The organism is Metaplanococcus flavidus, from assembly GCF_042675885.1.
Taxonomy (GTDB): Bacteria; Bacillota; Bacilli; order Bacillales_A; family Planococcaceae; genus Planococcus; species Planococcus flavidus.
On the sequence record NZ_JBHTKI010000008.1, the window covers coordinates 349,349 to 375,189 of the forward strand.

A 25,841-nucleotide genomic window follows, 5' to 3' on the forward strand; every position below is an offset into this window, starting at 1 on the left:
ATGAAATTCGTTAAAAACGATCAAGCAGCTGTTTTCGCGCTCGGCGGACTGGGCGAAATCGGCAAAAACACTTACGGGGTCCAATTCCAGGATGAAATTATCCTGATTGATGCCGGCATCAAATTTCCGGAAGACGATTTGCTCGGAATCGATTACGTTATTCCGGATTACACATACTTGGTTAAAAACGCTGATAAGATCAAAGGCCTTTTCATCACACACGGCCACGAAGATCATATCGGCGGTGTTGCCTATTTATTAAAGAAAATCAATATTCCCGTATACGCCGGCAAGCTCGCTCTAGGGCTGCTGCGCAAAAAACTGGAAGAGCACGGCCTTCTTCGCCAGACAAAATTGATTGAAATCGGTGAAGATGACGTTATCAAGTTCCGTAAGACTTCTGTCAGTTTTTTCAGTGTCACCCACAGTATTCCCGATGCTTTCGGCATTGTGGTCAAAACACCACCGGGTAATATCGTCCATACAGGTGATTTTAAATTCGATTTCACTCCTGTTGGCGAACCGGCAAACTTGTTTAAAATGGCACAAATCGGCAGTGAAGGTGTTCTATGCCTCCTGTCCGACAGCACAAATGCCGAGATACCGGACTTCACAATGTCCGAGCGAAAAGTCGGCGATACGATCAAAGACATTATGCGCAAAGTAGATGGACGCCTGATTTTCGCTACCTTCGCATCCAATATATATCGTCTGCAGCAAGTAACGGACGAAGCAGTTGCACAAGGCCGCAAAATTGCTGTCTTCGGCCGAAGCATGGAAAACGCCATGACAATCGGACGTGAGCTGGGCTACATCAATGCTCCTGAAGATGCGTTTGTCGATACCCAGACTTTGAATCGCCTCCCAGCAAATGAAGCGCTGATTCTCTGCACAGGTTCTCAGGGCGAACCGATGGCTGCGTTATCGCGCATTGCCAACGGTACACACCGTCAAATACAAATTCAGCCAAATGACACAGTGGTCTTCTCTTCTTCTCCGATTCCGGGGAATACGTACAGTGTCAACCGTACGATTAACCTGCTGTTCCGTGCAGGAGCTGATGTTATCCACGGCTCACTGAACAATATCCATACATCAGGACACGGTTCTCAGGAAGAGAATAAATTAATGCTTCGGTTGATCCAACCGAAATATTTCATGCCTATCCACGGTGAATACCGTATGCAGAAACAGCATGCCCAACTTGCTATTGACTGTGATGTTCCACCGGAAAACACATTCATTATGGAAAACGGCGATGTGTTGGCATTGGGTTCTGATGAAGCATCAGTTGCTGGCAGAATCCCTTCCGGAGATGTCTACATCGACGGCAGCGGCATCGGAGATATCGGCAATATCGTCTTGCGCGACCGCAGAGTCCTTTCTGAAGAAGGATTGGTCATTGTGGTAGTCAGCGTTGATATGAAAAATAACAAAATGGTTTCAGGACCGGACATCATCTCACGCGGTTTCGTTTATATGCGCGAATCCGGTACGATGATCTACGAAGCACAACAAATGCTGAACCGTCACCTGAAAAAGAAAATCCACGGCAAAGATACGGACTGGCCGGAACTGAAGAATGATATTTCAGATGTCCTCGGACCTTATCTGTACGAGAAAACAAAACGCCGTCCAATGGTTCTTCCGGTTATTATGGAAGTCTAGAAAAGCGACGGCACCCGTTAAGCTCTGAAAGGCATAAGACAGAACAGCGAAGTGGCCTTGGCCGCGCAGCTGGGCTGACTTATGACCCGAAGAGCTGGGTCGCCGGAGTCTGGACACTAGAAAAGCGGAAACGGCCGCACAGCTCCGAAAGGCTTAAGATGAACTTCCGAAGTGGCGTTCTTTGCCGCACAGGAAGGACAGCTTAAGTCCGAGGAGTTGGCCGTTGGAGTCTGGACACAGAAGAACAAAATAAAAAGGAGGTCCCAAATCGGGACCTCCTTTTTACTTGCCTGAAATATAAAAAACTCTAGTTCAGCATCTTCTTCTCAAAGCGGTTGATATCCGCATCAGAGCCGATGATGATAAGAATATCCTGCAATTCGATTTCCATATCCGCCTGTGGAGAAACGATGATATCCTTGCCCCGCTTGATGGCCACGATATTGATACCATAATTTGCCCGGATATCGAGCCCGATCAGAGTGAATCCCGCAAGTCTCTCGTTGGCCTTCACTTCCATGATCGAATGTTCATCTGAAAGTTCGAGATAGTCCAAGACATTGTTCGACAGCATATTGTGGGCAATGCGGATGCCCATATCACGCTCAGGGTGGACGACTTTATCGGCTCCGATTTTATCCAGCACTTTCGCATGATAGTCATTCTGGGCTTTCACGGTTATTTTCTTGACACCGATTTCTTTCAGCATCAGCGTTGTCAAAATGCTCGCCTGGATATTTTCCCCGATAGCGACAATGACATGTTCAAAATTACGGATGCCCAGCGACTTTAACACTGATTCATCAGTAGTATCGGCAACTACTGCCTGTGTGGCGATGCTGGCGAATTCATCCACTCTGTCCGAATCCTTGTCAATTGCCATAACATCCGCATCCTGTTCGATCAGTTCACGGACAATGCTGCCCCCGAATCTTCCAAGTCCTATAACTACAAATTCCTTTTTCATAACCATCCTCCAAATCCTTGCCTCAGCTCTAGTCTACCATATTCTTTTCATCAGGAAGCGAAGAAAAAAACCCCGCTTATCAGCGGGGGTCCAGTGGTCGTGTCGGTCGGTTTTCACAGTATTCGCAGTCAATGTCGCTGCAAGCTTCCTCGCGCCATTCATTGCAGCTCGCGCAATAGCTTGCATCGAATTCATCGTCGAACGTCAAAGCTGATAAGCAATGATGACAATACGTGTGGACTTCCATCCAATTAATGATTTTTTTGTTAGCCACCAGGTAAAGCCCCTGCTGGTCTTGTTTATAATTCATAATCGTTGATTTTTGCACTGCCCGATGTTTCGGGTCAAGGAAAAAATTCATTTTGTCATTCATTCTGGTCACTCCCAAATTAGTAAAAAGGCTTTTTTATCTTTGTGTATGAATCGTTGTCATATTGTAGGTTACATTATAATAAAATATCTTTTTGCACTTTCTCTATAATAGTAAATACAGCGTGCAGAATGCAATAGATACGGACCAATTAAAATAAAAAATTTCAGCTTTATTTTTTGTAATTGTTATTGCATTTTTCATAGCATTAATTGTAAACTTAAAGTATATTTTTACTAAACTTTAAATTTCAAAAGTTTGCTAGTGATAAACTCTTTGGATATACAAAAATTAGGGAGGGTCGCCCATGGATATCGGTTCAAAAATCAAAAGCCTGCGATTGAAGAATGGTTTGACACAGGAAGAGTTGGGAGAACGCACTGATTTGAGCAAAGGTTTCATCTCACAGCTTGAACGTGACATGAATTCCCCTTCCATTGAAACCTTCTTTACTTTGCTGGAAGTACTGGGTACGACACCCAGGGATTTTTTCGAGGACGCCGAAACGGCGAAAGTGATTTATTCTTCAAAAGATCACCGTATTTTTAAGGATGATGATGCCGGCTTTGAAGTCGATTGGCTTATCCCCACTTCCTACAAGAAAGAAATGGAACCCATCTATCTGACATTGTCTGCAAACGGACAATACAAAAAATTTGAACCCTCCCGCGCAGAGACGTTCATCTACGTTTTGGAAGGTAAGGTGCGCCTCGTTCTGGGAGATGAAGAATATATTGCCGTTGCTGGTGATTCCATTTACTTCGAGGCCTCTCAGCATCATCAATTATATAATGCCGGCCCAGAAAAATGCGAAATGATCATTACGGCGACCCACTCATATCTTTAATACAGGAGGTAATATATATGTCCGGAAATTCAATCATCCGATTTGAAAATGTAACACAAAATTATGAAGGTGCAGGTACTGTGCTGAATAATGTAAGTTTCGAATTGCAGCGAGGAAAATTTTATACGCTGCTCGGCCCTTCAGGGTGCGGCAAGACGACCATTCTACGGTTGATTGCGGGATTCATCAAGCCCACAAAAGGCGACATTTATATAGAAGGTGAAATCGTCAATGATTTTCCTGCCAACGAACGTCAGGTTAACACAGTATTCCAGGATTATGCCCTGTTCCCGCATCTGAATGTTTTTGAAAATGTCGCATTCGGACTGCGCATCAAGAAATTAAAAAAGCCAGAGATTGAGCAGCGTGTTTCGGAGGCACTTGAATTTGTAAACCTTCATGGTTATGAAAAGCGCAATATCGATGAAATGTCAGGCGGACAACGCCAGCGGGTCGCTATTGCAAGAGCCATCGTCAACGATCCGGAAGTCATCCTGCTCGACGAACCTTTGTCTGCCCTCGATTTGAAATTGCGGACAGAAATGCAATACGAATTGAGGGATCTGCAGAAGCGCCTCGGAAAAACATTCATCTTCGTCACCCATGACCAGGAAGAAGCGCTGGCCATGTCGGATGAAATTTTTGTTATGAAGACTGGTGAAATCCAGCAAAGTGGAACTCCAATGGATATCTATGATGAACCGATCAACCGTTATGTGGCCGATTTTATCGGTGAATCGAATATCGTTGATGCCGTGATGATCGATGACTACCGCGTGCGTTTTGCCAATCAGGAATTCGAATGTGTGGATCAGGGTCTCACAAAAAATGAGAAAGTGGAAATCGTCATCCGTCCGGAAGACCTTCACATCACTCGTGTGGACCGCGGAAAAATTACCGTGACCGTGGGCAGCCAATTATTCCGCGGAGTCCATTACGAAATTTCCACGGTTGATGAAGTAGGCAATGAATGGCTGGTACATTCGACGAAAAGAGTGGAAGTCGGATCAAAAATCGGCTTGGATTTTGAATCTGAAGCAATCCATGTGATGCGGCTGAACGAATCGGAAGAAGCCTTTGACGCCAGACTCGAAGCTTATGGAGCAGCAGGATATGAAAAATAATTCAACCAATCCGTTCTACCTGATTCCCTATTATTTATGGATAGTCATGTTCGTTATTGCGCCAATTGCCCTGGTTGTCTATTTTTCATTTTTCGACATCGCCGGTAATCTGACGCTCGATAATTATAAGAACTTTTTCTCTTCCGTTTATTTACGGTTAACGCTGAGTTCTTTCTGGTATGCTTTCCTGATCACTTTGATTTCATTGCTGGTGGCTTATCCGACAGCTTATTGGCTGACCAAAACGAAGCACAAAAATCTGTGGCTGCTGCTCATCATCATTCCGTCATGGATCAATTTGCTGCTGAAAGCCTATGCATTCATCGGAATTTTCGGCTTGTATGGCCCCGCCAATAATTTATTGGCATCCATCGGGTCCGAACGGCTGCAGCTGCTGTTCACGGATTTCAGTTTCATTTTTGTTTCCGTCTATATTTTCATCCCGTTCATGGTGCTTCCCATCTTCAATTCACTTGACCGCATCAACCCGGCTTTGATCGATGCATCGCGGGATCTCGGCGCATCTTCCTGGACCACTTTTACCCGCGTCATTTTTCCACTGGCGATCAACGGCGTGAAAGCAGGCATCCAGGTTGTCTTCATCCCTGCCTTGTCGCTGTTTGTCATCACCAGGTTAATCGCGGGGAATAAAGTTATCACACTTGGCACAGCAATCGAACAGCAATTCCTGGTGACCCAAAACTGGGGCATGGGCTCTACGATAGCTGTTTTCCTGATCCTGTTCATGATAATCATCATGATCGCGACCGGTGAAAAAGGAGGTACGATCAATGGAAAAATTAAGTAAGACAGCTCGAATTTATTTGGCCATTGTTTTTATCATTCTTTACGCCCCGATCTTTTATCTGATTTTCTATTCCTTCAACAGCGGCGGTACGATGTCCAGCTTTGAAGGGTTTACGCTCGAGCATTACGCCGCTGTATTCAATGATACACGGCTGATCATCATTGTCTTGAACACGGTGATCATCGCTCTACTGTCTGCGTTGATCTCGACAGCAATCGGGGTCCTCGGTGCAATCGGAATCGTATTTATCCGCAACCGTAAAATGCGCAATGCTGTTTTGTCCTTGAACACGATCCTGATTGTCAGCCCGGACGTAATCATCGGAGCGTCCTTCCTGATCCTGTTCACAATGATCGGCATCAAGCTCGGTTTCGCTTCAGTGCTGATCTCCCATATCGCTTTCAGCATTCCGATTGTCGTCATCATGGTTCTGCCAAAACTGATGGAAATGAGCGATTCGTTGATCGATGCCGCAACCGATCTTGGTGCATCCAAAAGAGATATCCTGACACGCGTTATCATTCCTTATATCAAACCGGGTATATTTGCCGGATTCTTCCTGGCACTGACTTATTCACTGGATGATTTTGCCGTTACTTTCTTTGTCACAGGCAACGGCTTTGCCACATTATCCGTTGAAATCTATTCGATGGCACGTGCCGGCATTACGCTCACGATCAATGCCCTTTCCGCTTTGATCTTCCTTGTGACGCTTGGTCTGGTGCTGGGCTATTACTTCTTCAACAACCGGACGCGACTGACTGTGCGGCCGCCAGGAGGTGGAAACTAACCATGAAAAGTATTGTACGCGCAAGTTTAGCAATCATTTTGATTTCAGCGGTCTTGATGTACGTCGTTTCAATGCTGGAAGATTCGTCTTCTGCAGGCGGCGGCGGTACCATCAACGTTTATAACTGGGGTGAATATATCGACCCCGAACTCGTCAGCCAATTTGAAGAGGAATCAGGGATTACGGTCATTTATGAAACTTTCGACTCCAACGAAGCAATGATGACAAAAGTGGAACAGGGCGGCACGACTTATGATGTCGCCATGCCTTCCGAATACGCCATTGAAAAAATGAAGGAATCGGATCTGCTTCACCCGATTGACCTTGAAAAGATCACCAACCTTGAAAATATCGATCCTTATTTCCTTGACCTTCCCTTTGACCCCGGCAATGAATATTCAATCCCTTATTTCTGGGGAACTGTCGGAATAGCCTTCAACCCTTCCCTTCTTGATGGCCAGACTTTTGAAAGCTGGGATGATCTGTGGGATCCGGCGCTTGACCAGGAAGTCATTCTGGTCGATTCGGCTCGTGAGGTGATTGGAATGGGCCTCAACAGCTTAGGTTATTCATTAAATTCAACCGACATGGACGAATTGCGTGAAGCGACTGATAAACTGAAAACCCTGGGGCCGAATGTCAAAGCCATCATCGGTGATGAAATCGTCGAGATGATGCGCCGAGAAGAAGCTGCAGTGGCGCTCACCTGGTCCGGCCAGGCCGCTGACATGATGTGGATTAATGAAAACATCGATTATTCGGTGCCTGAAGAAGGTTCCAACCTATGGTTCGATAATATGATCATCCCGAAAACCGCCGATAATGTAGAGGGTGCACATGAATTCATCGACTTTATGCTTGATGCAGAAGTAGCCGCCCAAAACGCCGATTATGTCGGATACTCGACTCCCAATCAGGCGGCTGTAGAATTGATGGATCCGGAAGTGACCGAAGATGAGAGATTCTATCCGACCGAAGAGATGCGTGAGCGGCTTGAAGTCTATGAAAACCTCGGGCTCGAAATGCTCGGTGTCTATAATGAGCTGTTTTTAGAATTTAAAATGGATATGGAGAAGTAACAAAAAAAGAGTTGGGCAAATTTCTATTGCCTAACTCTTTCAGGCTGTCGAGAAACTATTCACTTCTCAAATCATTTCGCTTTAGACGGACGCTTTCCTCGGGGAGCTGCCTGAGTCTCCTCGCTCGCTTCGAAAAACCGATGCTCCTGTCTCTGCATCGCTGCGCTAGCTTCGAGACAAGAAAACCGTTGCAGCGTTCCACGCTTCGTCGCAAAGGTTCGACCGAATGGTGTCCGGTCAAACCTTCCCTGCGGGGTCTCAGGACTCGCTCTGGTTCCCGATGGAGTCGCCGCCTGCCGCTTCATTCTATTCTGTGCTGATAATGGAAGTGTCCATTTGCCCTCTTGCAATACGCTTGAACGTCTATTCCTTTGCAGAAGACGAGCCGAGATATGGAGCAAAACAGCGAAGACGCCCAGGGGACCAAGCGAAGTGTTGAGATCCACTCGGGCGAAGTGAAACGAGACCGAGTTAGCTCAGCGCGAGCCCCCAGGCAAGCGAAGCTGTTTTGCGGAATATCGGTTTTCATTTTTACTTTCTCAACAAACTGAAAGAGTTGGGCAAATTTCTTTTGCCTAACTCTTTTTTTATTTTCATTTAAAGCAAAAATTAATTTAATTGCCTTTGAAATATTTTCTAAACCCCATGCTCCGGCAACGCAACGCTAGCTTCGTCGAAAATGCTACGGTCAAAAATACTTGTTCCCCGTACCGTTTCCTTTTATTTTTTGTTGAAATGGGGTATAGTAACAAAGTTAATATCACGAAATTTAGTCACACGAAGTAATATACGAAAGAAGGACGCCTGATGGCAATAAAATCAAATAAAATCGCATTATATATCCTTATGTTCAATATGTTCATCGCCATGAGCGGAATCGGCCTGATCATCCCGATTATGCCTGCCTATTTGGATACTTTTGGTGTTGCAGGCCAAGTGCTCGGTACATTGATCGCCACTTTCGCATTTGCCCAATTTCTGTTCTCCCCGCTTTCAGGTCAACTTTCCGATAAATACGGCAGAAAAAAACTGATCATTTTAGGCTTGCTGATTTTCGGAATGTCTCAGCTCGTATTCGGACTTGCCACTGAGTTGTGGGTTTTGTATCTGGCCAGATTTTTCAGCGGCCTCGGGGCAGCATTCCTTATCCCGCCCATGATGGCTTTTGTCGCCGATATCACAACCTATGAAGAGCGCGGTAAAGGAATGGGCCTCCTCGGAGCTTCCATGTCACTGGGATTCATGATCGGACCCGGTTTTGGTGGATTTCTTGCAGAAGTCAGCCTCCAATTCCCATTTTATATCGCAGCATTGGTCGCAACGTTGGCTGCAATCATGTCCTATATCGCATTGCCGGATGTGGCACCGACCATCCAGCAGTCAGAAAACAAAAATGAGAATTTACTTCAACAAATGAAGCGTTCCATTTATATGCCTTACTTCGTATTGCTGATTGTCATGTTCATCTTTGCTTTCGGTTTATCCAATTTCCAATCCACAATTGCATTATTCGTCGATAAAGAGCATGGGTTTACACCGAAGGAAATTTCCATACTCATAACTATTGGAGGATTTGTGGGCGTCATCATCCAAACATTTGTCATCGACCGTCTGTTCAAGCGTTTCGGTGAAATGAAAGTGATTCTTGTAAACCTTCTCTTATCAGCGGCAGCAATGATCGGCATCCTGTTTGTTGATGCTTTCTGGAGTATCTTGATGGTTTCAGCAGTATTCTTCACTGCCGCCTCCCTGCTGCGACCGGCGATCAATACGCTCATCTCCAAATTGGCTGGTGATCAGCAGGGCTATGCCGCAGGGATGAACAATGCTTATATGAGCCTCGGCAATATGATTGGACCTGCTCTTGCCGGTATTCTTTTCGATATTAATATGATTTTCCCATATATTGCAGGGACCGCCATCCTGATGGTGTGCTTCTTTATTGCATCCAGCTGGTCGGCGAAAAAGCAGAAGTTGCTCCAGGAAACACGCTATATTGTCCCTGAACCGGAGGGCTGAGAATTTGAAAATTTCCTTTGATATGAAAAACCTGTCCGATAAAAATTCGGACAGGTTTTTATTTTGTATGCCGCCGTTTGGCTTTTAATAATTGTTCGATTCCTTTATCGGCAGTTGCCGGCAGGGGGTGATCATTTAATTTTTTGGACAGCGCCGGCAAATGAAGGCCGAACCGGCGTATCGTAATATCGGCAAAGAACAGCAACATCGCCAACAAGATCAGTGGAATCCGTATATCCTGAACAGAAAAGCTGCGATATGGAATTTCCCTGAAAGCAGGTTCCAGAGTTTCCAGCACCTGCCCGCCGCTCTGTTCCGCAATCGTCGTTAGAAGCTCCGTATTGGCCGGCTTGCTGCGATACTCCTCACCATAAGGAATGGTCAGGCCTGTCCGATAGGCTGCACCCGTTTCATTGGAAATGCTGAAAAATACGAGCCCTGGCTCTTCATCTATATGGACGTCGATTTTGCCGGGCGCAACCGGTTCAGATTGAATGGCAATTTCTTCTCCTCTTTCATTGATGACAGCAACATTGAGAATGGCGGATTCCTGAGAAGGATCTTCGATTGTATAGATCCCTTGCTGTTTTCTCGTAACCGTAAACGGCATTTCTGTGAAAGAAGGCAGGATTTGAGAAATATTCCGATTCCAGAAAGCCGGCCAGTTGCTCCAGTTCTGAAATTCTCCGCTCCATGCACCACTGCCCGAAGTGAATGCCACAGTTTTCCCCAGTCCATAATTCCATTCCGCCAACACCGGATCCTGTTGCTCACTTTCTGCCACGACTCTTGCCGTATCTTTGGCGGTCGTCGTGATATAGCTGTTGATTTGCGGAATTCCGTCTGTGAATAAAGGGCTCCAGGCACTTTCATAAACAAGCGGCGTAAAAGGTTCGTCGACAATATAAGTTCGAGACATCATAATCGTCTCACGGGACAGGATCGCTGGAATCGTCGTTGTATCCCTTACGTCATAGAATCTGCCATTGCCGGATTGTGCCAGGGATTCGAGCAGGACACTGTCGGCATCCTGGCCGATTGCAACTGTTGAAAGGGTGATTTTGTTATCCACTCCTCTTTCAATCAGTTCATAAGGATCATGTGGCGATGCAGATTGGCCGTCCGTCAGCAGAATAATATGCTTGCGCTGTAAATCCTTATTTTCCAATTGACTGTATGCCTCTGCAAGTGAGGAATAAATCTCCGTTCCGCCTCCAGGTGCCACCGAAAGAATATCATCGACAGCTTGCTGCCGGTCTCCAAGTTTCCCGGTTGGGACGATCTGCCAAGGCGCGTCGTCAAAAGCGATAACACCTACGACGTCATCTTCCCGAAGCAATTCGACTGACCGTGCAGCTGCTTCTTTAGCCAATTCCATTTTCTGTCCGGCCATGCTCCCGGAACGGTCCATGACAATCAAAAGGCCAAGCGAAGGCAATTCGTGTTTCCCTGTGACTTCCATAGCAACAGGCAAGAGTTCTTCAATCGGTGTTTTGAAATAACCGCCGAGACCGAAGCTCTGATCCCCGCCCACCATCATAAAGCCCATTCCGAATTCTTTTACTGCCTGTTCAATTACTGCCATTGTCTGTTCCCCCACTTGCGTTCCTGATACATTATCAAAAATGATCGCATCGTAGGCAAGTATTGAAGACAAGTTTTGCGGCAGACCGGAAGTTGGTGTTTCTTCGATTTGAATATTTTCCTGATCGACTAAATCAGCGATTGGGCTGTCGCCTTCTCCGCTAACGATCAATACTTCCGGCGGGCCTTCCACTTCCGTCAAGCTCGTCAATCGATTGTTCTGAAGAAATGCGTCTCCTTCAATCTCGATGGCGGCTTCGAATTTCAGTTGCCCTTCGCTTTCCGCTTTATATGTGTAGGACAGAATATTCCTGCCTTGCTCGAGCTGTGCCGGAATTCTGTCAATTTCGGTGTCATCGACGCTCAATACTAGCTCTCCAGTACTCTCCTGGTCAGCTTCGATGATCAATGAAAACTCCAGTTCTTCACCCAAAAAAGCCTGGGCAGGCGTTTGGAATTCAGTCAATGCAGCTTCATTGCCTACTGGCGGTTCCACTGGCATTACGTCAATCGTAATTCTGTCATCTTTGATGCGCTCGAGGCTCTCCAGAATGGATGACCGGGTTTCATTGCCGTCGCTCATCAACACGATTCGTGTAGCCACATTTTGTTCTCCGCTGTTCGCAGCCAGTTCCACCGCCTGCGCTATATCTGTATTGCCGGATTCATTGACCGGTTTTTCGGCAGGCAGCAGATCCGAATCAGCAGAGAGGTGAACCAAAGACTGGAAATCTTCAGCGAATGTGAAAATCCCTGCTGACTGATGATCTTCTTTTTCTGCCATTGCCCGATTAAGTTGTTCCTCAATTCCGGTATCAGCCTCTGCCATTGAATCTGAACGGTCCCACAGGAATATAATCTGCTCTCCTTCAACCGGCTGATGAATGGCCGGCGAAGCCAGGGCCAAGATCAGGATTGAAACACTCAAAATCCTTAAAATGAATGATGCGCGAAAAAGCCTTGAACCCTTTTTGAATCCTTTCCAACCCGTTAACAACAGGTAAAATATCATCGGAAGCAGGAGCAATAGCCATAGCGGCTCATCGATACGAAGTTCCACGACGGTACACCTCCCATTCTGCCAGCATCAACAATAGGATAATCAGCAGGAGCCAAGGAATTACAGAATGCTCCGTTGAAGATTCTGTATCGATTAAGTTGCCGGCTGAATAATCTTGTCCGCTGTTGAGGACTTTTTCTTCATTATTCAATTGGACGATAAAAGTTTTTGTTTCTTCATCATTTACAGCGCGGTATATTCCAGGCTCTTTTGGAGCACAGAAATTGCTTTCGCCTTCGATATGAGAAAATTGGTATTCTTCCCCTTTGAAAATTTCCCATTCCCCGCCAGATGAGCCCAGAGCGATTGACCGGCGCTCTTTTGGCAGAAAGGTCCCCAGATATTCATCGCTGCCGCTTAATTCATTGACTGCGCTCCAGAGAAACAATGGAAACGACGGGTTGAGCGGCCAGTCGGTTGCTTCAATGTCCGCCAAAACTATAATGTCCCCTTGTGGCGATAATTGGATGAATGGATGGCCGTCGACGGTGGCGACTGGCGTGAAGTTGTCGAAACCCGGATACAAGGAAGATATATACACATCGTCCATCGGTGCGTAGGCAAAAAGCGGATGGTTGCCTGTTTCCACTCCTCCTGAAACCGCAAAAGATGTTTCATCATTTCTGCCGATCAATAAAATCGGCGAATTTCCACCGATCAGATTGCTTTGGTTTGTAATTAGTGGAATACCGGTGAAGTTCGGAAGCTCTTCAGCTGAAGCGGAATTACCGGTGATTCCGAGTGATTCAACGCCCCTGGCAACCAGATTATGCAATGCATTGTCGATGATAACAGCATCCACCGATTGGCTGTTAAAGGTAAATGCCTGATTGTCCCATATGTAATCGTCCTCAACATCGAGTGTTGCCTGCCAAAGCTCATTGGCAGGCAAGTTTTCGAATGGGATCAGTTTTTCTTCCCCCGGTTCCAACTCGATTTCAGTGCTGACACCATGTTCGCCGCCCGATAACTCAATCGCGCCTGAAACAGGTGATTCACTGTCATTCAAAACTTGAACAATTGCCCGGTAACCAGTTGCCCCTTCTGCTGTACCGAATTGCCGCAAGGAAACATTCGCCGGCTTCTCATTCAAGGCATGGACTTCATATGCCGCTCCGGTTTTATTGGCCAAAATATTCCGGTCCAGTGAATCCGTAAAAATATGGATCACTCCAGAATTTTCTTCAAGCAGAGTTTCGGCAAATAAAACCGCTTTCTCTATTTCTGCGGATTCATAACCGGAATCAATAGACTCGATTCCCTGCTGCAAATCTTCCACAGACCGTTCCCGGCCGATCAAAATTTCAGGCGTGCTGCCGGCGTTGATGATGGTCACCGGCTTTCCTTGTGCCTCTTCCGCCAAATCTTTCATCAAATCCTTTTGCTGCTCCAATCCACTCGGCGAACCTGCAAGCATTGAGGCGGAAGTATCAACAATAAAGATGAATTCTTCCCCTTCAAGGCCATCCGACTTGAAATATGGATTTAAAAGGGACAGGACGAGCAGCAGGAGTGCTGCCAGCTGCAGATAAAAAAGGAGATGATGCTGCAAGCTTTTCAGGTACGGCGATGCCTGCATTTCCTTCATCACTTGCTGCCAATATAAAATTGAGGAAACCTGCTGATCTTTGTATTTCTTTCTATAGAAATAATAGAGGATGAGAGCAATGGGCATGATCAATGTCCAGGCCAGCCCCCAATTTGAAATACCCATTACACTTCACCTCATCTGAGCCATTTTTGTTTTACCAATTGGTGCATAATGATATTCTGTATTCCGTCCTCCATATGGACCGGCAAATATTGGACACCGTATTTGCGGCATAAAGCCTGCAGGCCATCAACATGTTCGAGCCGCTTCCGGTTGTAATCCTCTGCAATGCGCTCAGTCATGGTTACATTAAAGGCATCTGAACTTTCATCATCGATCAATCGCAGATCTCCCTGAAAAAGAGGTTGCCGTTCCTGTTGATCCGATATGTGCAGGAAACGGATATCCTTTGAATACTTTGCTGCCCTGCTGAAAAAATGCTGCCAATGTTCAAGGGGTTCGAGTGCATCCGACAAAATGAACAGCACGGTCGAATCTTTCGCTGGCAGAAAGTCGGCAGTTGCTGCAAAACCTTCTTCACCAGCCTCAGGAATAGTGGAGAGAAAGTGATTGAACATTTTTTGGGCGGATTTCCCTTTCTGTTTGAAAGGTTTCGTATTTTTCTCACCGAAAGAAATCGTCAGCTTGTCATCGTTCATCAATACGATGGAGCCGAGTGAAAAAACCAGCTGTTTTGTAAACAGCCATTTGCCCTGCATGGACTTCGAACCGTCAATCATGATATGTATCCGCATTTCCTGTTCATCCATAAATCTTTTGATATAGACTTTTTCCGTTCTTGCGTAGACATTCCAATCGATATGCCGCACATCATCGCCGGCATGGTATTCCCTGTAATCGGAAAAATCCATCGAAGAACCGATTCTTCTCGATCGATTGGAGCCTTTATGATGGCCCCGTATTTTCGACCTGGTGCCGATTGAATAACGTCCCAGCCGGGAAATCCAGTCCTCTGGCAATTGAAGAAATTTCATCTGGCACTTCCTCTGCCGGAAACATCCAGCACCTGGCCGATCAACGCGTCAATGTCGGCCCCTTCCGCTTCACCTTCATAGTTGAGCAGCAGCCGATGCCGTAAAACCGGCCTGGCAACATATTTCAGATCGCCGATGGAGACATGATATCGTCCCTCCGACAATGCGCGGGCTTTTGCAGTACGAATCAGGCTTTGCAGTCCACGCGGTCCGCTGCCATACTGCACAAACCGTTTGACGTCTTCTATATCCGACCGGGCAGGATCCGTATGCTGGATTATGTCGACCGCCACCATCAGGATATCATCAGCAATCAGTACTTCCTTTGCAAGCTGCTGTGCAGCGATCAATTGTTCCGCATTCATGATCTTTTCCAATCGAATCTCTTCAATGCCTGTTGTGCGTCGCACGATTTTTGCCAATTCGTCACGCGATGGCGACGGCAGTTTAATTTTGCATAGAAATCGGTCCATTTGAGCTTCCGGCAATGGATACGTGCCTTCCATTTCGATTGGATTCTGTGTAGCCAAAACAAAGAATGGACGAGCCATCTCTTTTGTATTCCCCAGCACGGTGACTGTTTTCTCTCCCATCGCTTCCAGCAGGGCGCTTTGCGTTTTCGGAGTTACCCGATTGATTTCGTCCGCCAGCACCATCTGGCTGAAAATGGGACCTTCCCGGAAAGTGAATTGCTGCCTGCCCGCGTGATCCCGCTCTATCAGACTGGTTCCCGTAATATCCGAAGGCATCAGATCCGGTGTAAATTGAATGCGGGAAAACGACAGATCCAACACTTCCGCTAACGAACGGATCAGCATCGTTTTGCCAACTCCCGGCAGGCCTTCAAGAAGCGTATGGCCATCTGAAAGTATGGAATAAATTGAAAACTCGACAGCTTCGTCCTGGCCGACGATAAAGCGCCCGACTTCCTCTCTGACCTGCTGTAATTTCGAACTCATTTCCGTAAATTGTTCTGCTGTAACTGTCATCGCTCTCCCCACTTTCAATTATTCGATTGCTGAAAAATACTGTTCCACTATCTTTTGTAGATCTGGCGGAAGTCTCATGCGTTCTGCACTGGAAAAATAGGAATCGCTGTAAGAACCCACCACTTCCCGGTAAGGGCGCACGATGCCGCGCTCTGCGTCCACCGGCCCTTCTTCGAAAGATTCTGTTTCCCCTTCCGACAACTCACCATCGTCAACAGCAGTTTCTCCTGTACCACCGATTCTTGATGGAATACTGAGCAGTTCTCGGCTGCCTTGTCCTGAGCCTTGTCCTGAGCCTTTCCCGTTGCCCTCGCCGGAAGCTGCGCTCTCGCCGCCGGAGGCAGATTCTGAATTCCCTTGACCTTCTTGTGCATCATTCGATTCATCACTTGACCCTTCACCCGCCTCCTCACCGGAAGCTTGTTCGGAACCATCTTCAGCGGAACCGCCTTCCCCCTGGCTGCTGTCCGATTGCCCGCTGCTAGCGTCTTCCTGTTGACCTTCTTCTGCCAATTCATTTTGACCGTTGCCGTTCTTCGGTTCAGCTTGGCTGCTTTCAGGATTTTCTCCGGAAAGATCATTTGCAGCAATCGATTCCTGCAGATCAAACGCTACCGATTTCCCCATTTCGCTCAATGCTGTCTGGGTTTTTCCTGCTTGCTCAGCCAATTGTGAAGAAGCATGTTCCAAGGTGTCGGCTTCTTCAGCTGCATTATCTTTATCTTCTTTTTCTTTCTCCTGCTGTTTCAACGCCAGCTCTTTTTGTTTCTTCACCAATTCACGCAAAGCCTGTTCTGCTGTTTCGCTTTCGGCCAGTTTTTCTTCCAGGCTCTCGAGCTCATTTCTGACAACGGATGAATCTCCTTGTTCCTTTATTTTTTCCACTTCTTCAATCATTTCTTGTATTAATTCCTGTTCCTGCTCATGGTCTTTTGCTGCGAGTTGGCTGGAAGCCGGAAATAGTGAGGAGATCAGCAATAATATGGCAAGCCCTAAAGAAACCAGCAGCCATTTCGCCGAAAACCAATCGTTCTTTTCTTGTTTGAACAATCGATAGCTGAAATGAATATCTTTTTCGGTCCTTTTGGCCAAATCAGCTGCCAATGAATTTTCAACAGGTGTCTGCAATAGGGTAAGCAATTGATTATGAGGTGTATACTGGTCCAATTCAAAAATCGCCTGCTCGCGCCGGGGCATCTTGCTGATCCTCATCCCAATTACAATTGCGATGATGAGCCCGGCTGCTGAATATGCATAAAATCCATAATAAGGAAAAATGGACAACCTTGAAAACAGCGTCACGATAAGCGCCGACGCCAATCCAAGCCCCAAGGCAATTTGAAGCGTTTTTGACATGAATTGCAGCTTCAGGCGACGGTTCGCTTTACGGATGAAATTCGCGATTTTCCTGTTGTCCATAAAACATTCTCCTTATCTGTATTTATTCATATTGACCCGCAATTTACTGACTGACAGCCACATCGAACCCAGGAATATGCAGATATAAAATATCGCATAACTCACCCATAGCGGAATGGAAATCCCTGTAATATTGATGATTTCTGCGTTCCAGCTTGGCTCGAGCAAAGTCATCAGGACCACTGCCGGATTGATGCTCGCCCACAGGTAGCTGAGTGGGGAAACTCCGGTGCCCATCGCAGCTTGAGATAGCGAAACGGTCAAAATCAGAAAAAATCCAGTGACCACTGTCAGAAAAATCATCGTGCTGAAACTGGCGATCATGGATACTACAGTACGTCTGGTCACGGTTGAATACATGACGCCCAAACTGCCGATGGCCAATAAAGTCAAAAAATAAAACAGGAATATTACAGCAACCTGGCTTGGCGATACCCCGCCATATAAAAATACCATACTATAGATTGGCAGACCTGACACCAGCAGCAGCAATAGGAATGCTATAGAGGACAGCAATTTCCCGAAAATAATCTGGAAGCTGCTCTGTGCGGTGGTCAACAGGATATTCAAAGTCTGTTTTTCGCGCTCGCTGCTGACCGTTCCGGCAGTGAGCCCTGGAGTGATGAAAAGGATAAGCCCCAATTGGATAAAACTCAACATCGTAAAAAGAAGAAAACTTTCATCGGGACGGAAAAAACCGCTGCCCGAAACCGAACTGGTCAGATAAACAAAGCCGAAAACGAAAATTCCCATCACCATCAGATAGAAAAACAGCCCTGTAAAACTTTTTGCATTTCGAAATCGCAGTTTTATCTCTTTTACCAGCACAGGATTTGAAAGGAGCTCCCTCATAGCGATTCCACCCCTTTCGTTATTTCCATGAAGACATCTTCTAGATTCGTTTCTTCCTCAGTGAAAGCTAATACAGGAAGGTCCGCTGCCATGGCTTTGCGAAGTAATGCCATTTGGTCGGCGTTGTCGCCTTTATAAAGAAACTGGACCATGTGCCGATCAGCGATAACCGAAAGTTGGGAAACTTGCGGATCGTTTTCAAAGAATGAAACAGCATCATCCAGCGGACCGTATATCTTAACGCGAATCACTTTTTCGTTCTGAAGTTTTTCCTGAATGCTTTTGACAGAGCCATGGGCAACCAATTCACCAGAATCAATGACACCGATGCTGTCGCACATTTCCGCCAGCTCAGGAAGGATATGGGAAGAAATCAAAATCGTTTTGCCCATCATTTTTAATTCGCGTAAGATTTCCCGCATTTCGACGCGCGCACGCGGATCCAATCCCGAAGCCGGTTCATCGAGAATCAGAACACTCGGGTCATGGATCAATGCCCGTGCCAGACAAAGCCTCTGTTTCATCCCTCTGGATAGGAGATCCACATATTCTTCACGCTTATTCGAGAGATTAACCAACTCAAGAAGTTTAGGAATCAAAACTGTTCTCTCTGTTGGATTCAATCCATAACTGGCCCCGTAAAAATCAAGGTATTCTTCCGCCTTCAGTTGATCGTATACACCAAAAAAGTCAGGCATGTAACCGATTTGCCTGCGCACTTCCTGCGGATATTGCGAAATGCTGATTCCGTTGATCCAGGCTTCTCCGGCGGTCGGCTGCAAAAGTGTCGCCAGGATTGAAAAAGTTGTGGATTTCCCTGCACCATTGGCTCCGACAAAACCGAAAACTGTTCCTTCTTCAATTTTCAAGTTCAAATCCTTCAGAGCATAAAAGGACCCATATTTTTTCGTCAATCCTTTTATCTCAATCATGGCTGCACCTCCCCTTCCAATTCAATTGCAGGTATTGTCACTTCCGAATAGCCGGTCTGTTGCGCTTTATCCAATTTGATTTCGATTATGCCTTCATCTGAAATATAGCTATCGCTGTTTTCAAAAAGATTTGCAGAGCCGGACGACAATGTTTCAAACTCTCCAGTGTCCACCTGCAGAACAGAAAACACCAAATCTGATGCAGTTGTCAAAATCTCAAGTTCGGACCACGTAGTTTCACCGCTCATCAAAGCGGTGGGCAATTGATATTGCACTATATACCCTCCGGGTTCCAAGCCGAAGAAATAAGGATTATCCGGATAATCCTGGATCATGAGCTGTGGGTTCATTGGTTTCATCTCAATTGACAAGTCATCAGAATTGATGCTGAATTGCCCGTCAAAGCTGAGATTCGGCTCAAAGCTTTGGGCCAGCAGATGGATGGCGGATATTCTGGCTTCCTGTGACTCCAACGAAACTGGAATAATTGCATCATTTGTATAAGCGATTATATACGGTGAACTTGCACTGTGGGTGAGATGTTCATAGGACATCGCCAGCGCACTCTGTTTTCGTGCCTCGTTCAACTGCTCTTCATTTGCCATTGTTTGTGGACCAACTGTTTGACCGATTGGAGATATGGGTTGCAACAAATCAGATTGCACCACTTCTGCTACCTGCTTTTCTTCACCCGGATCAAAATCCCCCATAGACATCAGACGTGTTCCTGTCCAGATTGCTGCATCCTGGACCGCAAACGGAAAAGCATTTCGGACTGTGCCGGATAAATTGCCGTTTTCCAGGGACAGTTCAATTTCAAATTCGCCGCTTCCGTTAATGTGAGATTCGCCTATAATGGAAGCAACGGACCAATATCGCATATTCCGGATTGTTAAATTGCTTGCATTTGATCCGCTCTCAAGAATTGCAGTATCGTGCCTGTGTCCACCGGAAAACTGATTTCCAGCTGTCGCCGTCATGGTTGTTGCAGAAGGTGAAGAAAATACATAATTACCGCTCCGATTCGACAAGAGTGTATTCATATAAAATCCATTCAACCCGCCATCGCCGTCCACTTCAAAAAAACCTGTCTGCTGAATTTGAGGATTTGCGATTCGGTCCTTAGCGCCCGCAGCAAAAATTCCAAGAGAGGCAAGGACGGCCATCGCCGGAATTGCCATCCAGGCATATTCCCTTTTGCCTTTTTTATTCAAGACAATATAAAGAATTGGCACCACGACGATAATATACAAAAGGATAATGATGAACATTGCGGTTTTGGAAACTGCAAAGCTTTCGAACAACTCATTTGTTCTGCCTATTTCAATGGCCATTCTCTCTTTGATGGACTGATTCTGTTGAAAGGCCTGTACCGACTGGTCGGCATCAAGTAAACCCATTAGAAGCTGTTCATAACCCGGTTGAGTAGTCACGGGTTCATCGCCAAGTGAAAAAGCGGTCTGAATCACAGCACCTCTCCCGACCGTTTTTTCTGCAGCCAAAATTCTGCCGTCCTGTTCCAGAATCACCCGTGCACCATCATTCAATTCAGCATTGAAAGCTGCAACCGGGCTCTCCAATAAAGGTACAGCTGTTTCTTCAGGAGAAGAAAGTTCTAAAGGAAGCAAATCAGCAAGATTGCCTGTTGCCGCTTCCAGGTTACTCCCCGCCCCGACAATAATTTTGCCTCCCTGATCGAGCCAGGTCATTACCGTCTGCTGCGTTTCGAGTGGCAAATCGCTGTATGGAAAATCATCTAAAACCAAATAATCCAATGTGTCCCATGCTAAAACATCAGTGGGCAACTGAATGTCGCTCTGCTGATTGAAATGAAAGACTTGCGCATTTGAACCGCTTATTGGCTGCAGTTCATCAAGCGCCCGCAACCTGTCGGCATTTTCGGTCAACGCAGCAATAAATAGGATTTCAGGATTATAATAATTTGGGCGAAGTGATTTGGTACCACGGAAGTCGATGGAACGTCCCGTTTCCCAGCCATCCTCATAAATGAAAATTGTTTGATTCATGATACCGTTGCCAGAATAACTATTGTCCATCATTCCCGGCAAAGACAGCTGAAAGGTCTTGCTCTCTCCTGCTGCCAGATCGAGTGGCACTGTGAGGCCCGCCCCTATGTTATAGCTTTCGGAATAATCGAGAATGAGATCTCCGGAAAATGCCGTTCCATTGTTGGAGGCAGTAATCTGTACCGGTACTCCCCGATTGTATTTAACCTTGTTGTCAAAACCGGCTTCCGCATCGATGGTAATATCTGCTTCAGCGGATGCCTTCATTGGAAAATTGCAAATAATGAATACTGAAAAAATAATAAGGCCAATTGAAAGCCGTTTCTGCATAATGCACCCCCTTGTCTCCTATATAGATTAGTACGCCCCAATAGGAAATTAGTTCCTTTAAGCTAAAAAAAGCGGACAGCTGGTCGCTGTCCGCTTTTTTATACTTCACTGAAAAAACGATGGATGAAATCCGGCATGAATTCCAGAATTTTTTCATCGGGATCCAATTTAGCATGATGGAGCCCAAATTCCGAAGCTACACCTGCCCAGAACATCATTCCGGATATCTGCTCGGTGAAATAGCCGAAATCTTCCCCGGTCATAGCAGCATCTGCACGGACAGCAGTGATGCCATCGGTCTCTTCTGCAAAATCCAAAAACATCTCAGCTAATTCCGCGTCATTTTCCACTTCCCTGTATGAAGCGCCATAGTCGATGGACACACGGCAATTGGCTCCGGTTTCGACAGCTTTGCAAATCGCTTCGATGCGCTGTTTCATTTTCAGCATCGATTCATTATTTAACGTTCGGATCGTTCCTTCGAGACGTGCATGTTCCGCAATGACATTCTGAACAGTTCCCGCTGTGAATTTGCCGACTGTAAGAACTGCCGAATCCATCGGGTTGATGTTTCGGCTGACAATCGTCTGCAGCTGCATCAAAAGGGATGCCCCTGCTACCGCCATGTCTTCCGTCAAATGGGGAAAAGCGGCATGCCCGCCTTTTCCGTGGAGATCGATGAAAAGCTCGGAAGTGTTGGCAAAGAGCAGCCCCGGTTTCGTTGCAACTGTTCCAACCGGCAGATCAGGAGCGATATGCATGGCATAAATTTCATCCGGCCATAAATCCGGCCGCTCTGTTTTCAGCCATTCACGGAACGGCAATGCTCCCCCCGGTCTTTCTTCTGCAGGCTGGAAAATGATCAGGACGTCCTGTTGAATCGGATTCTTAATCAATCGATCCAACAGACCGAGTGCATTCGCCATATGGATATCATGTCCGCAAGCATGCATAAAACCTTCATGAGCGGAGCTGTATGGCAATCCAGTGTTTTCTGCAATCGGAAGACCGTCAATATCCGTACGCCAGGCAATCAGCTTAGTGGCATTTTGACCGATCACTTTCACAGCGACTCCTGTTTTCCATTGCGCAATTTCCAATCGGTCCTGGGGCAACGACCGGATCTTCTCCAGCAGGTATTGCTGTGTTTTAAATTCCTGGAAGCCGATTTCCGGGATCATATGCAATTCTCTTCTTATCGTAATAAGGTCCATATCGGGCCTTCTTATAATTGACGTAATTCTTGCTTGATTTCCGTTTTCGAACGTGTTTTTTCATCCATCAATTTCAACACCCGTGCCGGTGTGCCGCCCACTACCGCATTTTCCGGAACGTCTTCGATGACGATTGCTCCAGCTGCCACCACTGCGCCCTGGCCGATGCGAACACCTTCCAGCACAACTGCGTTGGCACCTATCATTACATTGTCCTCAACGATGACCGGTGTTGCGGAGGCTGGTTCGATAACGCCGGCAAGAACTGCCCCTGCACCGATATGGCAATTTTTACCAACCGTTGCACGGCCGCCCATGACGACACCCATGTCAATCATCGTGCCATCGCCGATCACCGAACCGATATTGATGACTGCACCCATCATGATGATGCAATTATTGCCGATTTCCACATTTTCACGGATAAAGGCTCCAGGTTCAATGCGGCTGTTGATGTTTTTCATATCCAGCAAAGGAATTGCCGAATTGCGGCGGTCATTTTCGACCACAAAATCTTCAATGGCAGAGCTGTGCTGCTCCAATGCTGCTTCAAGATCGGACCATTCGCCGAATACTGTCGCATGGTTGCCTTCACCGAATACTTTCGCAGACTCTCCATAATTCAGCGAGGCAACACCTTCGCCTTTAACATAGACTTTTACAGGTGTGGATTTCTTTGCATTCTGTATGTACGAAATAATTTCATTGGCATCCATTTGTTTCATTGTTTAAAACCTCTTTCTATAGTTGATGGTGTAATTATAACGGATATGGCATTAAAATTCATCACTCTACCTTAATAAAGCGGCATGTTTTTGAACAATTTCCACAAAAGCGGTCACTTGACGCAATTCGAACGCTGATTCATAGCCAATCAGCCAGGTGTCCCTTGTCAATTCCAGCTCTTCGGCATTGCTGACCATCGCCACAGTATGAACATCTTCAGTCCCGTCCAGCGTAATGGAAGGCAGAATTGCATAGCCGATGCCATTGACGGCCATCTGTTTACAAGTCTCTATCTGGTCTACTGTAATCTGGCGTTTTGGATTGGAGGCGAAATGCTTTTGCCACCACTGTTGAATTTCCTCATAATAATTCGAATCACTTTTAAATTGGATAAACGGCCGTTCAGTTTTCATCACTTCATCCAGCGACTCTATTTCCTTATCGACCAAATACAGGGTATCCCGGAATAAATGAATTTTCTTGCCTTTCCAGTCGGTATGGCCGCGCACGATTCCAATATGCGCCTCGCCTTCATAAAGCGCACGGGTTATCTCTGAGCTCCAACCGGTAATCAGCTGGATTTTGGCTTGAGGATATAATGTGACAAAATCCTTCAGCACTCTGGGCAGCCAGTTTTGGCCGATAATTGAAGCACACGCAATTTTCAGCGTTCCATGCACTTCTGAAGTCAGCGTATGCAGCACCTCGAAAATATCTTCCTTCCGCTGAACCATCTCGTTTGCGTAGCCGATGACCAGTTCCCCTGCCGGAGTCGGTGTCAGCCCTTTTTGTGATCGGATGAATAATTGCTGCCCCCACTCTTTCTCGATCGATTGCAGTCTTTGGGACAGTGCCGGTTGAGAGAGGAAAAGCCTTTCGGCAGCCTTTCTCATATTGCCTTCTTCGGCCAAAATTTTGATGATCATTTCTTCATTCGACATTTTTTCTCACTCCTTTATCACGTGGGAGTCCGAAAATCAGTATCAGGCTGATGACAGCAAAAACTGCCATTAAAGCATAGACATTCTGCAGCGCCAATGACAATCCCTGCTGCAGGTATTGCAGCGTATCAGCCGGCATATCCGCCCGGCTGTCAACCGTCAAAAGCGAGTTGATCGAGTTGAGATTATAGTCTTCATCGCTTTTCGAGAAATAATTCAGCAGCGACGTGTTAAGAACGGTGCCAAGCAGCGCTACACCGATTGTGCTGCCGAGATTTCGCATAAACATATTCGAAGCCGTGGCAACTCCCCGTTTGTCGTAATTGACGGCGCTTTGAATGGAAACGATAAACGCTGTGCTCGTCAACCCCATTCCTATCCCGATGACAAAACTCGATAAAGCAGCCCACCAGGGACCGTATTCCGGACGCATAACAACAAACAGCAACGCGCCGATCACCAGGAACAATCCACCTGCAAGAGAGGTGCGGAAATATCCGAATCGGATCAATAAGCGGCCTGATACAGTGGCGGCGATCGGCCAGCCGATTGACATCGCAGTCAGTGTAAAACCTGCGATTGCGGCCGGCTGTTCCATCACGCCCGTGACATAAGTTGGCAAATAACTTGAAACAGAAATAAGAATAATGCCGGTAGCCAGCGACACGAGATTGGCGTAAAGAATTGTGCGGTTTTTCCAGATATCAAATGGCATGATGGGATCTTTCGCCTTCCGCTCGACGAATACGAATAACGCAAATGAAAGTAGGGCAATTGTCAGGAGAAGAGCGGCGGACAAAGATAGCCATTCAAAACCTACGCCTCCCTCAACCATCAGATACAATAGACTGACCAACCCAACTGTCAATAACAATGCACCGGCATAGTCAATCGTCGCGCGCCCATTTCTCTTCGGCTCTTTCAAAAACAGGACAACACCCGCCAATGCCAATATACCGAGCGGAATATTTACCCAAAATACATATTCCCAGCCGACAGTTGCTACAAGAATTCCTCCGATTGCCGGCCCTGAAACTGCTGATATTCCCCAGACGCTGGCTAAATAGCCCTGTATTTTTGCACGTTCTTCTGCCGAGTAAATGTCTCCCACAATGGTGGTGGCTATAGGCAATACAGCTCCAGCGCCCATGCCCTGAATAAGGCGGTATATGATCAATTGGTCCATCGATGATGCCAGTCCGCACATAAGGGATCCAAAAAGAAACAGCAGAATGCCGAAAGTGAAGATCGGCTTCCGGCCAAAAATATCCGACAACTTGCCATAAATCAGCACGGTTACTGTAGTCATCAATAAATAAGCTGAAAATACCCAGCTGTATTTCGAGAACCCTCCGAGGTCCGCCGCTATACTTGGCATGGCTGTCGCGACGATTGTCGCCTCTACCGCTCCCACGAACATCGCCAACATGACAGATGCCAATACCAGCGGCCGATTTGTAGTGTTCATAATCCCGAGCCCTCTTTTCAAATGACACAAAAAAGGCCTCT

Annotated in this window: 21 protein-coding genes; 7 read left to right on the plus strand and 14 right to left on the minus strand. The window is 46.5% G+C overall.

The genetic code is table 11. The features are described from left to right. Positions 1-1,668: a ribonuclease J1 gene (gene rnjA / locus ACFQ1X_RS06715; RefSeq protein WP_144837679.1), complete on the plus strand. Its 1,668-nt coding sequence runs from the start codon at positions 1-3 to the stop codon at positions 1,666-1,668. 307 nt (positions 1,669-1,975) lie between these two features. Here the strand turns inward: rnjA and ACFQ1X_RS06720 are convergent, their stop codons facing one another. Both ACFQ1X_RS06720 and ACFQ1X_RS06725 read right to left on the minus strand, forming a co-directional pair. Then, entirely contained in the window at positions 1,976-2,635 is a 660-nt protein-coding gene (locus ACFQ1X_RS06720; protein WP_144837681.1) for a potassium channel family protein, read from the minus strand. Positions 2,636-2,714: 79 nt separating this feature from the next. Continuing rightward, a complete protein-coding gene (locus ACFQ1X_RS06725; protein WP_144837683.1) occupies positions 2,715-3,008 on the minus strand; it encodes a hypothetical protein in 294 nt (97 codons plus the stop codon). A 304-nt stretch (positions 3,009-3,312) separates the two neighbouring features. Here ACFQ1X_RS06725 and ACFQ1X_RS06730 point away from each other — a divergent pair, with 304 nt between their 5' ends. From ACFQ1X_RS06730 to ACFQ1X_RS06755, 6 genes are all read left to right on the plus strand, one after another. After that, entirely contained in the window at positions 3,313-3,852 is a 540-nt protein-coding gene (locus ACFQ1X_RS06730) for a helix-turn-helix domain-containing protein (RefSeq protein WP_144837685.1), read from the plus strand. Positions 3,853-3,869: 17 nt separating this feature from the next. Further along, complete coding sequence (locus ACFQ1X_RS06735) at positions 3,870-4,976, plus strand: ABC transporter ATP-binding protein (RefSeq protein ID WP_144837687.1); 1,107 nt, start codon at positions 3,870-3,872, stop codon at positions 4,974-4,976. After that, positions 4,966-5,784, plus strand: a complete 819-nt coding sequence (locus ACFQ1X_RS06740) for an ABC transporter permease (RefSeq protein WP_144837689.1) — start codon at positions 4,966-4,968, stop codon at positions 5,782-5,784. The genes ACFQ1X_RS06735 and ACFQ1X_RS06740 overlap by 11 nt, the downstream gene beginning before the upstream one ends. Next, a complete protein-coding gene (locus ACFQ1X_RS06745; RefSeq protein ID WP_144837691.1) occupies positions 5,768-6,574 on the plus strand; it encodes an ABC transporter permease in 807 nt (268 codons plus the stop codon). The genes ACFQ1X_RS06740 and ACFQ1X_RS06745 overlap by 17 nt, the downstream gene beginning before the upstream one ends. A 2-nt stretch (positions 6,575-6,576) precedes the next feature. Continuing rightward, a complete protein-coding gene (locus ACFQ1X_RS06750; RefSeq protein WP_144837693.1) occupies positions 6,577-7,653 on the plus strand; it encodes an ABC transporter substrate-binding protein in 1,077 nt (358 codons plus the stop codon). A gap of 807 nt (positions 7,654-8,460) precedes the next feature. Next, on the plus strand, positions 8,461-9,672 hold the full coding sequence (locus tag ACFQ1X_RS06755; protein WP_144837695.1) for an MFS transporter: 1,212 nt from the start codon (positions 8,461-8,463) through the stop codon (positions 9,670-9,672). Between the two features lie 58 nt (positions 9,673-9,730). On the opposite strand, the gene ACFQ1X_RS06760 is transcribed toward ACFQ1X_RS06755, so the two are convergent. From ACFQ1X_RS06760 to ACFQ1X_RS06815, 12 genes are all read right to left on the minus strand, one after another. After that, complete coding sequence (locus ACFQ1X_RS06760; RefSeq protein WP_144837697.1) at positions 9,731-12,316, minus strand: VWA domain-containing protein; 2,586 nt, start codon at positions 12,314-12,316, stop codon at positions 9,731-9,733. Then, positions 12,297-14,030: a vWA domain-containing protein gene (locus tag ACFQ1X_RS06765; RefSeq protein WP_144837699.1), complete on the minus strand. Its 1,734-nt coding sequence runs from the start codon at positions 14,028-14,030 to the stop codon at positions 12,297-12,299. The genes ACFQ1X_RS06760 and ACFQ1X_RS06765 overlap by 20 nt, the downstream gene beginning before the upstream one ends. Before the next feature lie 11 nt (positions 14,031-14,041). Then, positions 14,042-14,902, minus strand: a complete 861-nt coding sequence (locus ACFQ1X_RS06770) for a DUF58 domain-containing protein (RefSeq protein ID WP_144837702.1) — start codon at positions 14,900-14,902, stop codon at positions 14,042-14,044. Then, positions 14,899-15,891, minus strand: coding sequence for an AAA family ATPase (locus ACFQ1X_RS06775; protein WP_144837704.1), 993 nt, complete (start codon positions 15,889-15,891; stop codon positions 14,899-14,901). Before ACFQ1X_RS06775 ends, ACFQ1X_RS06770 begins: the two co-directional genes overlap by 4 nt. Before the next feature lie 18 nt (positions 15,892-15,909). After that, positions 15,910-17,310: a putative sodium/potassium/calcium exchanger gene (locus ACFQ1X_RS06780; protein WP_144837706.1), complete on the minus strand. Its 1,401-nt coding sequence runs from the start codon at positions 17,308-17,310 to the stop codon at positions 15,910-15,912. Positions 17,311-17,322: 12 nt separating this feature from the next. Further along, on the minus strand, positions 17,323-18,162 hold the full coding sequence (locus ACFQ1X_RS06785) for an ABC transporter permease (RefSeq protein ID WP_144837708.1): 840 nt from the start codon (positions 18,160-18,162) through the stop codon (positions 17,323-17,325). Beyond that, positions 18,159-19,094, minus strand: coding sequence for an ABC transporter ATP-binding protein (locus tag ACFQ1X_RS06790; protein WP_144837710.1), 936 nt, complete (start codon positions 19,092-19,094; stop codon positions 18,159-18,161). The genes ACFQ1X_RS06785 and ACFQ1X_RS06790 overlap by 4 nt, the downstream gene beginning before the upstream one ends. Next, on the minus strand, positions 19,091-21,451 hold the full coding sequence (locus tag ACFQ1X_RS06795) for a hypothetical protein (protein WP_144837712.1): 2,361 nt from the start codon (positions 21,449-21,451) through the stop codon (positions 19,091-19,093). Before ACFQ1X_RS06795 ends, ACFQ1X_RS06790 begins: the two co-directional genes overlap by 4 nt. Before the next feature lie 98 nt (positions 21,452-21,549). Beyond that, positions 21,550-22,665, minus strand: coding sequence for an N-acetyldiaminopimelate deacetylase (locus tag ACFQ1X_RS06800; RefSeq protein WP_144837714.1), 1,116 nt, complete (start codon positions 22,663-22,665; stop codon positions 21,550-21,552). Positions 22,666-22,676: 11 nt separating this feature from the next. Then, on the minus strand, positions 22,677-23,390 hold the full coding sequence (gene dapD / locus ACFQ1X_RS06805) for a 2,3,4,5-tetrahydropyridine-2,6-dicarboxylate N-acetyltransferase (protein WP_144837716.1): 714 nt from the start codon (positions 23,388-23,390) through the stop codon (positions 22,677-22,679). A 66-nt stretch (positions 23,391-23,456) separates the two neighbouring features. Further along, on the minus strand, positions 23,457-24,332 hold the full coding sequence (locus tag ACFQ1X_RS06810; RefSeq protein ID WP_144837718.1) for a LysR family transcriptional regulator: 876 nt from the start codon (positions 24,330-24,332) through the stop codon (positions 23,457-23,459). Continuing rightward, on the minus strand, positions 24,322-25,800 hold the full coding sequence (locus ACFQ1X_RS06815) for an MDR family MFS transporter (protein ID WP_144837720.1): 1,479 nt from the start codon (positions 25,798-25,800) through the stop codon (positions 24,322-24,324). Before ACFQ1X_RS06815 ends, ACFQ1X_RS06810 begins: the two co-directional genes overlap by 11 nt. Positions 25,801-25,841 lie beyond the last annotated feature (41 nt).

Coding starts and splice junctions, on each gene's coding strand:
- ACFQ1X_RS06775 (WP_144837704.1), bottom strand. CDS start 15,891: ATGACAGTTACAGCAGAACAATTTACGGAAATGAGTTCGAAATTACAG.
- ACFQ1X_RS06735 (WP_144837687.1), top strand. CDS start 3,870: ATGTCCGGAAATTCAATCATCCGATTTGAAAATGTAACACAAAATTAT.
- ACFQ1X_RS06800 (WP_144837714.1), bottom strand. CDS start 22,665: ATGGACCTTATTACGATAAGAAGAGAATTGCATATGATCCCGGAAATC.
- ACFQ1X_RS06750 (WP_144837693.1), top strand. CDS start 6,577: ATGAAAAGTATTGTACGCGCAAGTTTAGCAATCATTTTGATTTCAGCG.
- ACFQ1X_RS06725 (WP_144837683.1), bottom strand. CDS start 3,008: ATGAATGACAAAATGAATTTTTTCCTTGACCCGAAACATCGGGCAGTG.
- ACFQ1X_RS06720 (WP_144837681.1), bottom strand. CDS start 2,635: ATGAAAAAGGAATTTGTAGTTATAGGACTTGGAAGATTCGGGGGCAGC.
- dapD (WP_144837716.1), bottom strand. CDS start 23,390: ATGAAACAAATGGATGCCAATGAAATTATTTCGTACATACAGAATGCA.
- ACFQ1X_RS06795 (WP_144837712.1), bottom strand. CDS start 21,451: ATGCAGAAACGGCTTTCAATTGGCCTTATTATTTTTTCAGTATTCATT.
- ACFQ1X_RS06815 (WP_144837720.1), bottom strand. CDS start 25,800: ATGAACACTACAAATCGGCCGCTGGTATTGGCATCTGTCATGTTGGCG.
- ACFQ1X_RS06780 (WP_144837706.1), bottom strand. CDS start 17,310: ATGGACAACAGGAAAATCGCGAATTTCATCCGTAAAGCGAACCGTCGC.
- ACFQ1X_RS06785 (WP_144837708.1), bottom strand. CDS start 18,162: ATGAGGGAGCTCCTTTCAAATCCTGTGCTGGTAAAAGAGATAAAACTG.
- rnjA (WP_144837679.1), top strand. CDS start 1: ATGAAATTCGTTAAAAACGATCAAGCAGCTGTTTTCGCGCTCGGCGGA.
- ACFQ1X_RS06740 (WP_144837689.1), top strand. CDS start 4,966: ATGAAAAATAATTCAACCAATCCGTTCTACCTGATTCCCTATTATTTA.
- ACFQ1X_RS06730 (WP_144837685.1), top strand. CDS start 3,313: ATGGATATCGGTTCAAAAATCAAAAGCCTGCGATTGAAGAATGGTTTG.
- ACFQ1X_RS06770 (WP_144837702.1), bottom strand. CDS start 14,902: ATGAAATTTCTTCAATTGCCAGAGGACTGGATTTCCCGGCTGGGACGT.
- ACFQ1X_RS06755 (WP_144837695.1), top strand. CDS start 8,461: ATGGCAATAAAATCAAATAAAATCGCATTATATATCCTTATGTTCAAT.
- ACFQ1X_RS06745 (WP_144837691.1), top strand. CDS start 5,768: ATGGAAAAATTAAGTAAGACAGCTCGAATTTATTTGGCCATTGTTTTT.
- ACFQ1X_RS06765 (WP_144837699.1), bottom strand. CDS start 14,030: ATGGGTATTTCAAATTGGGGGCTGGCCTGGACATTGATCATGCCCATT.
- ACFQ1X_RS06790 (WP_144837710.1), bottom strand. CDS start 19,094: ATGATTGAGATAAAAGGATTGACGAAAAAATATGGGTCCTTTTATGCT.
- ACFQ1X_RS06810 (WP_144837718.1), bottom strand. CDS start 24,332: ATGTCGAATGAAGAAATGATCATCAAAATTTTGGCCGAAGAAGGCAAT.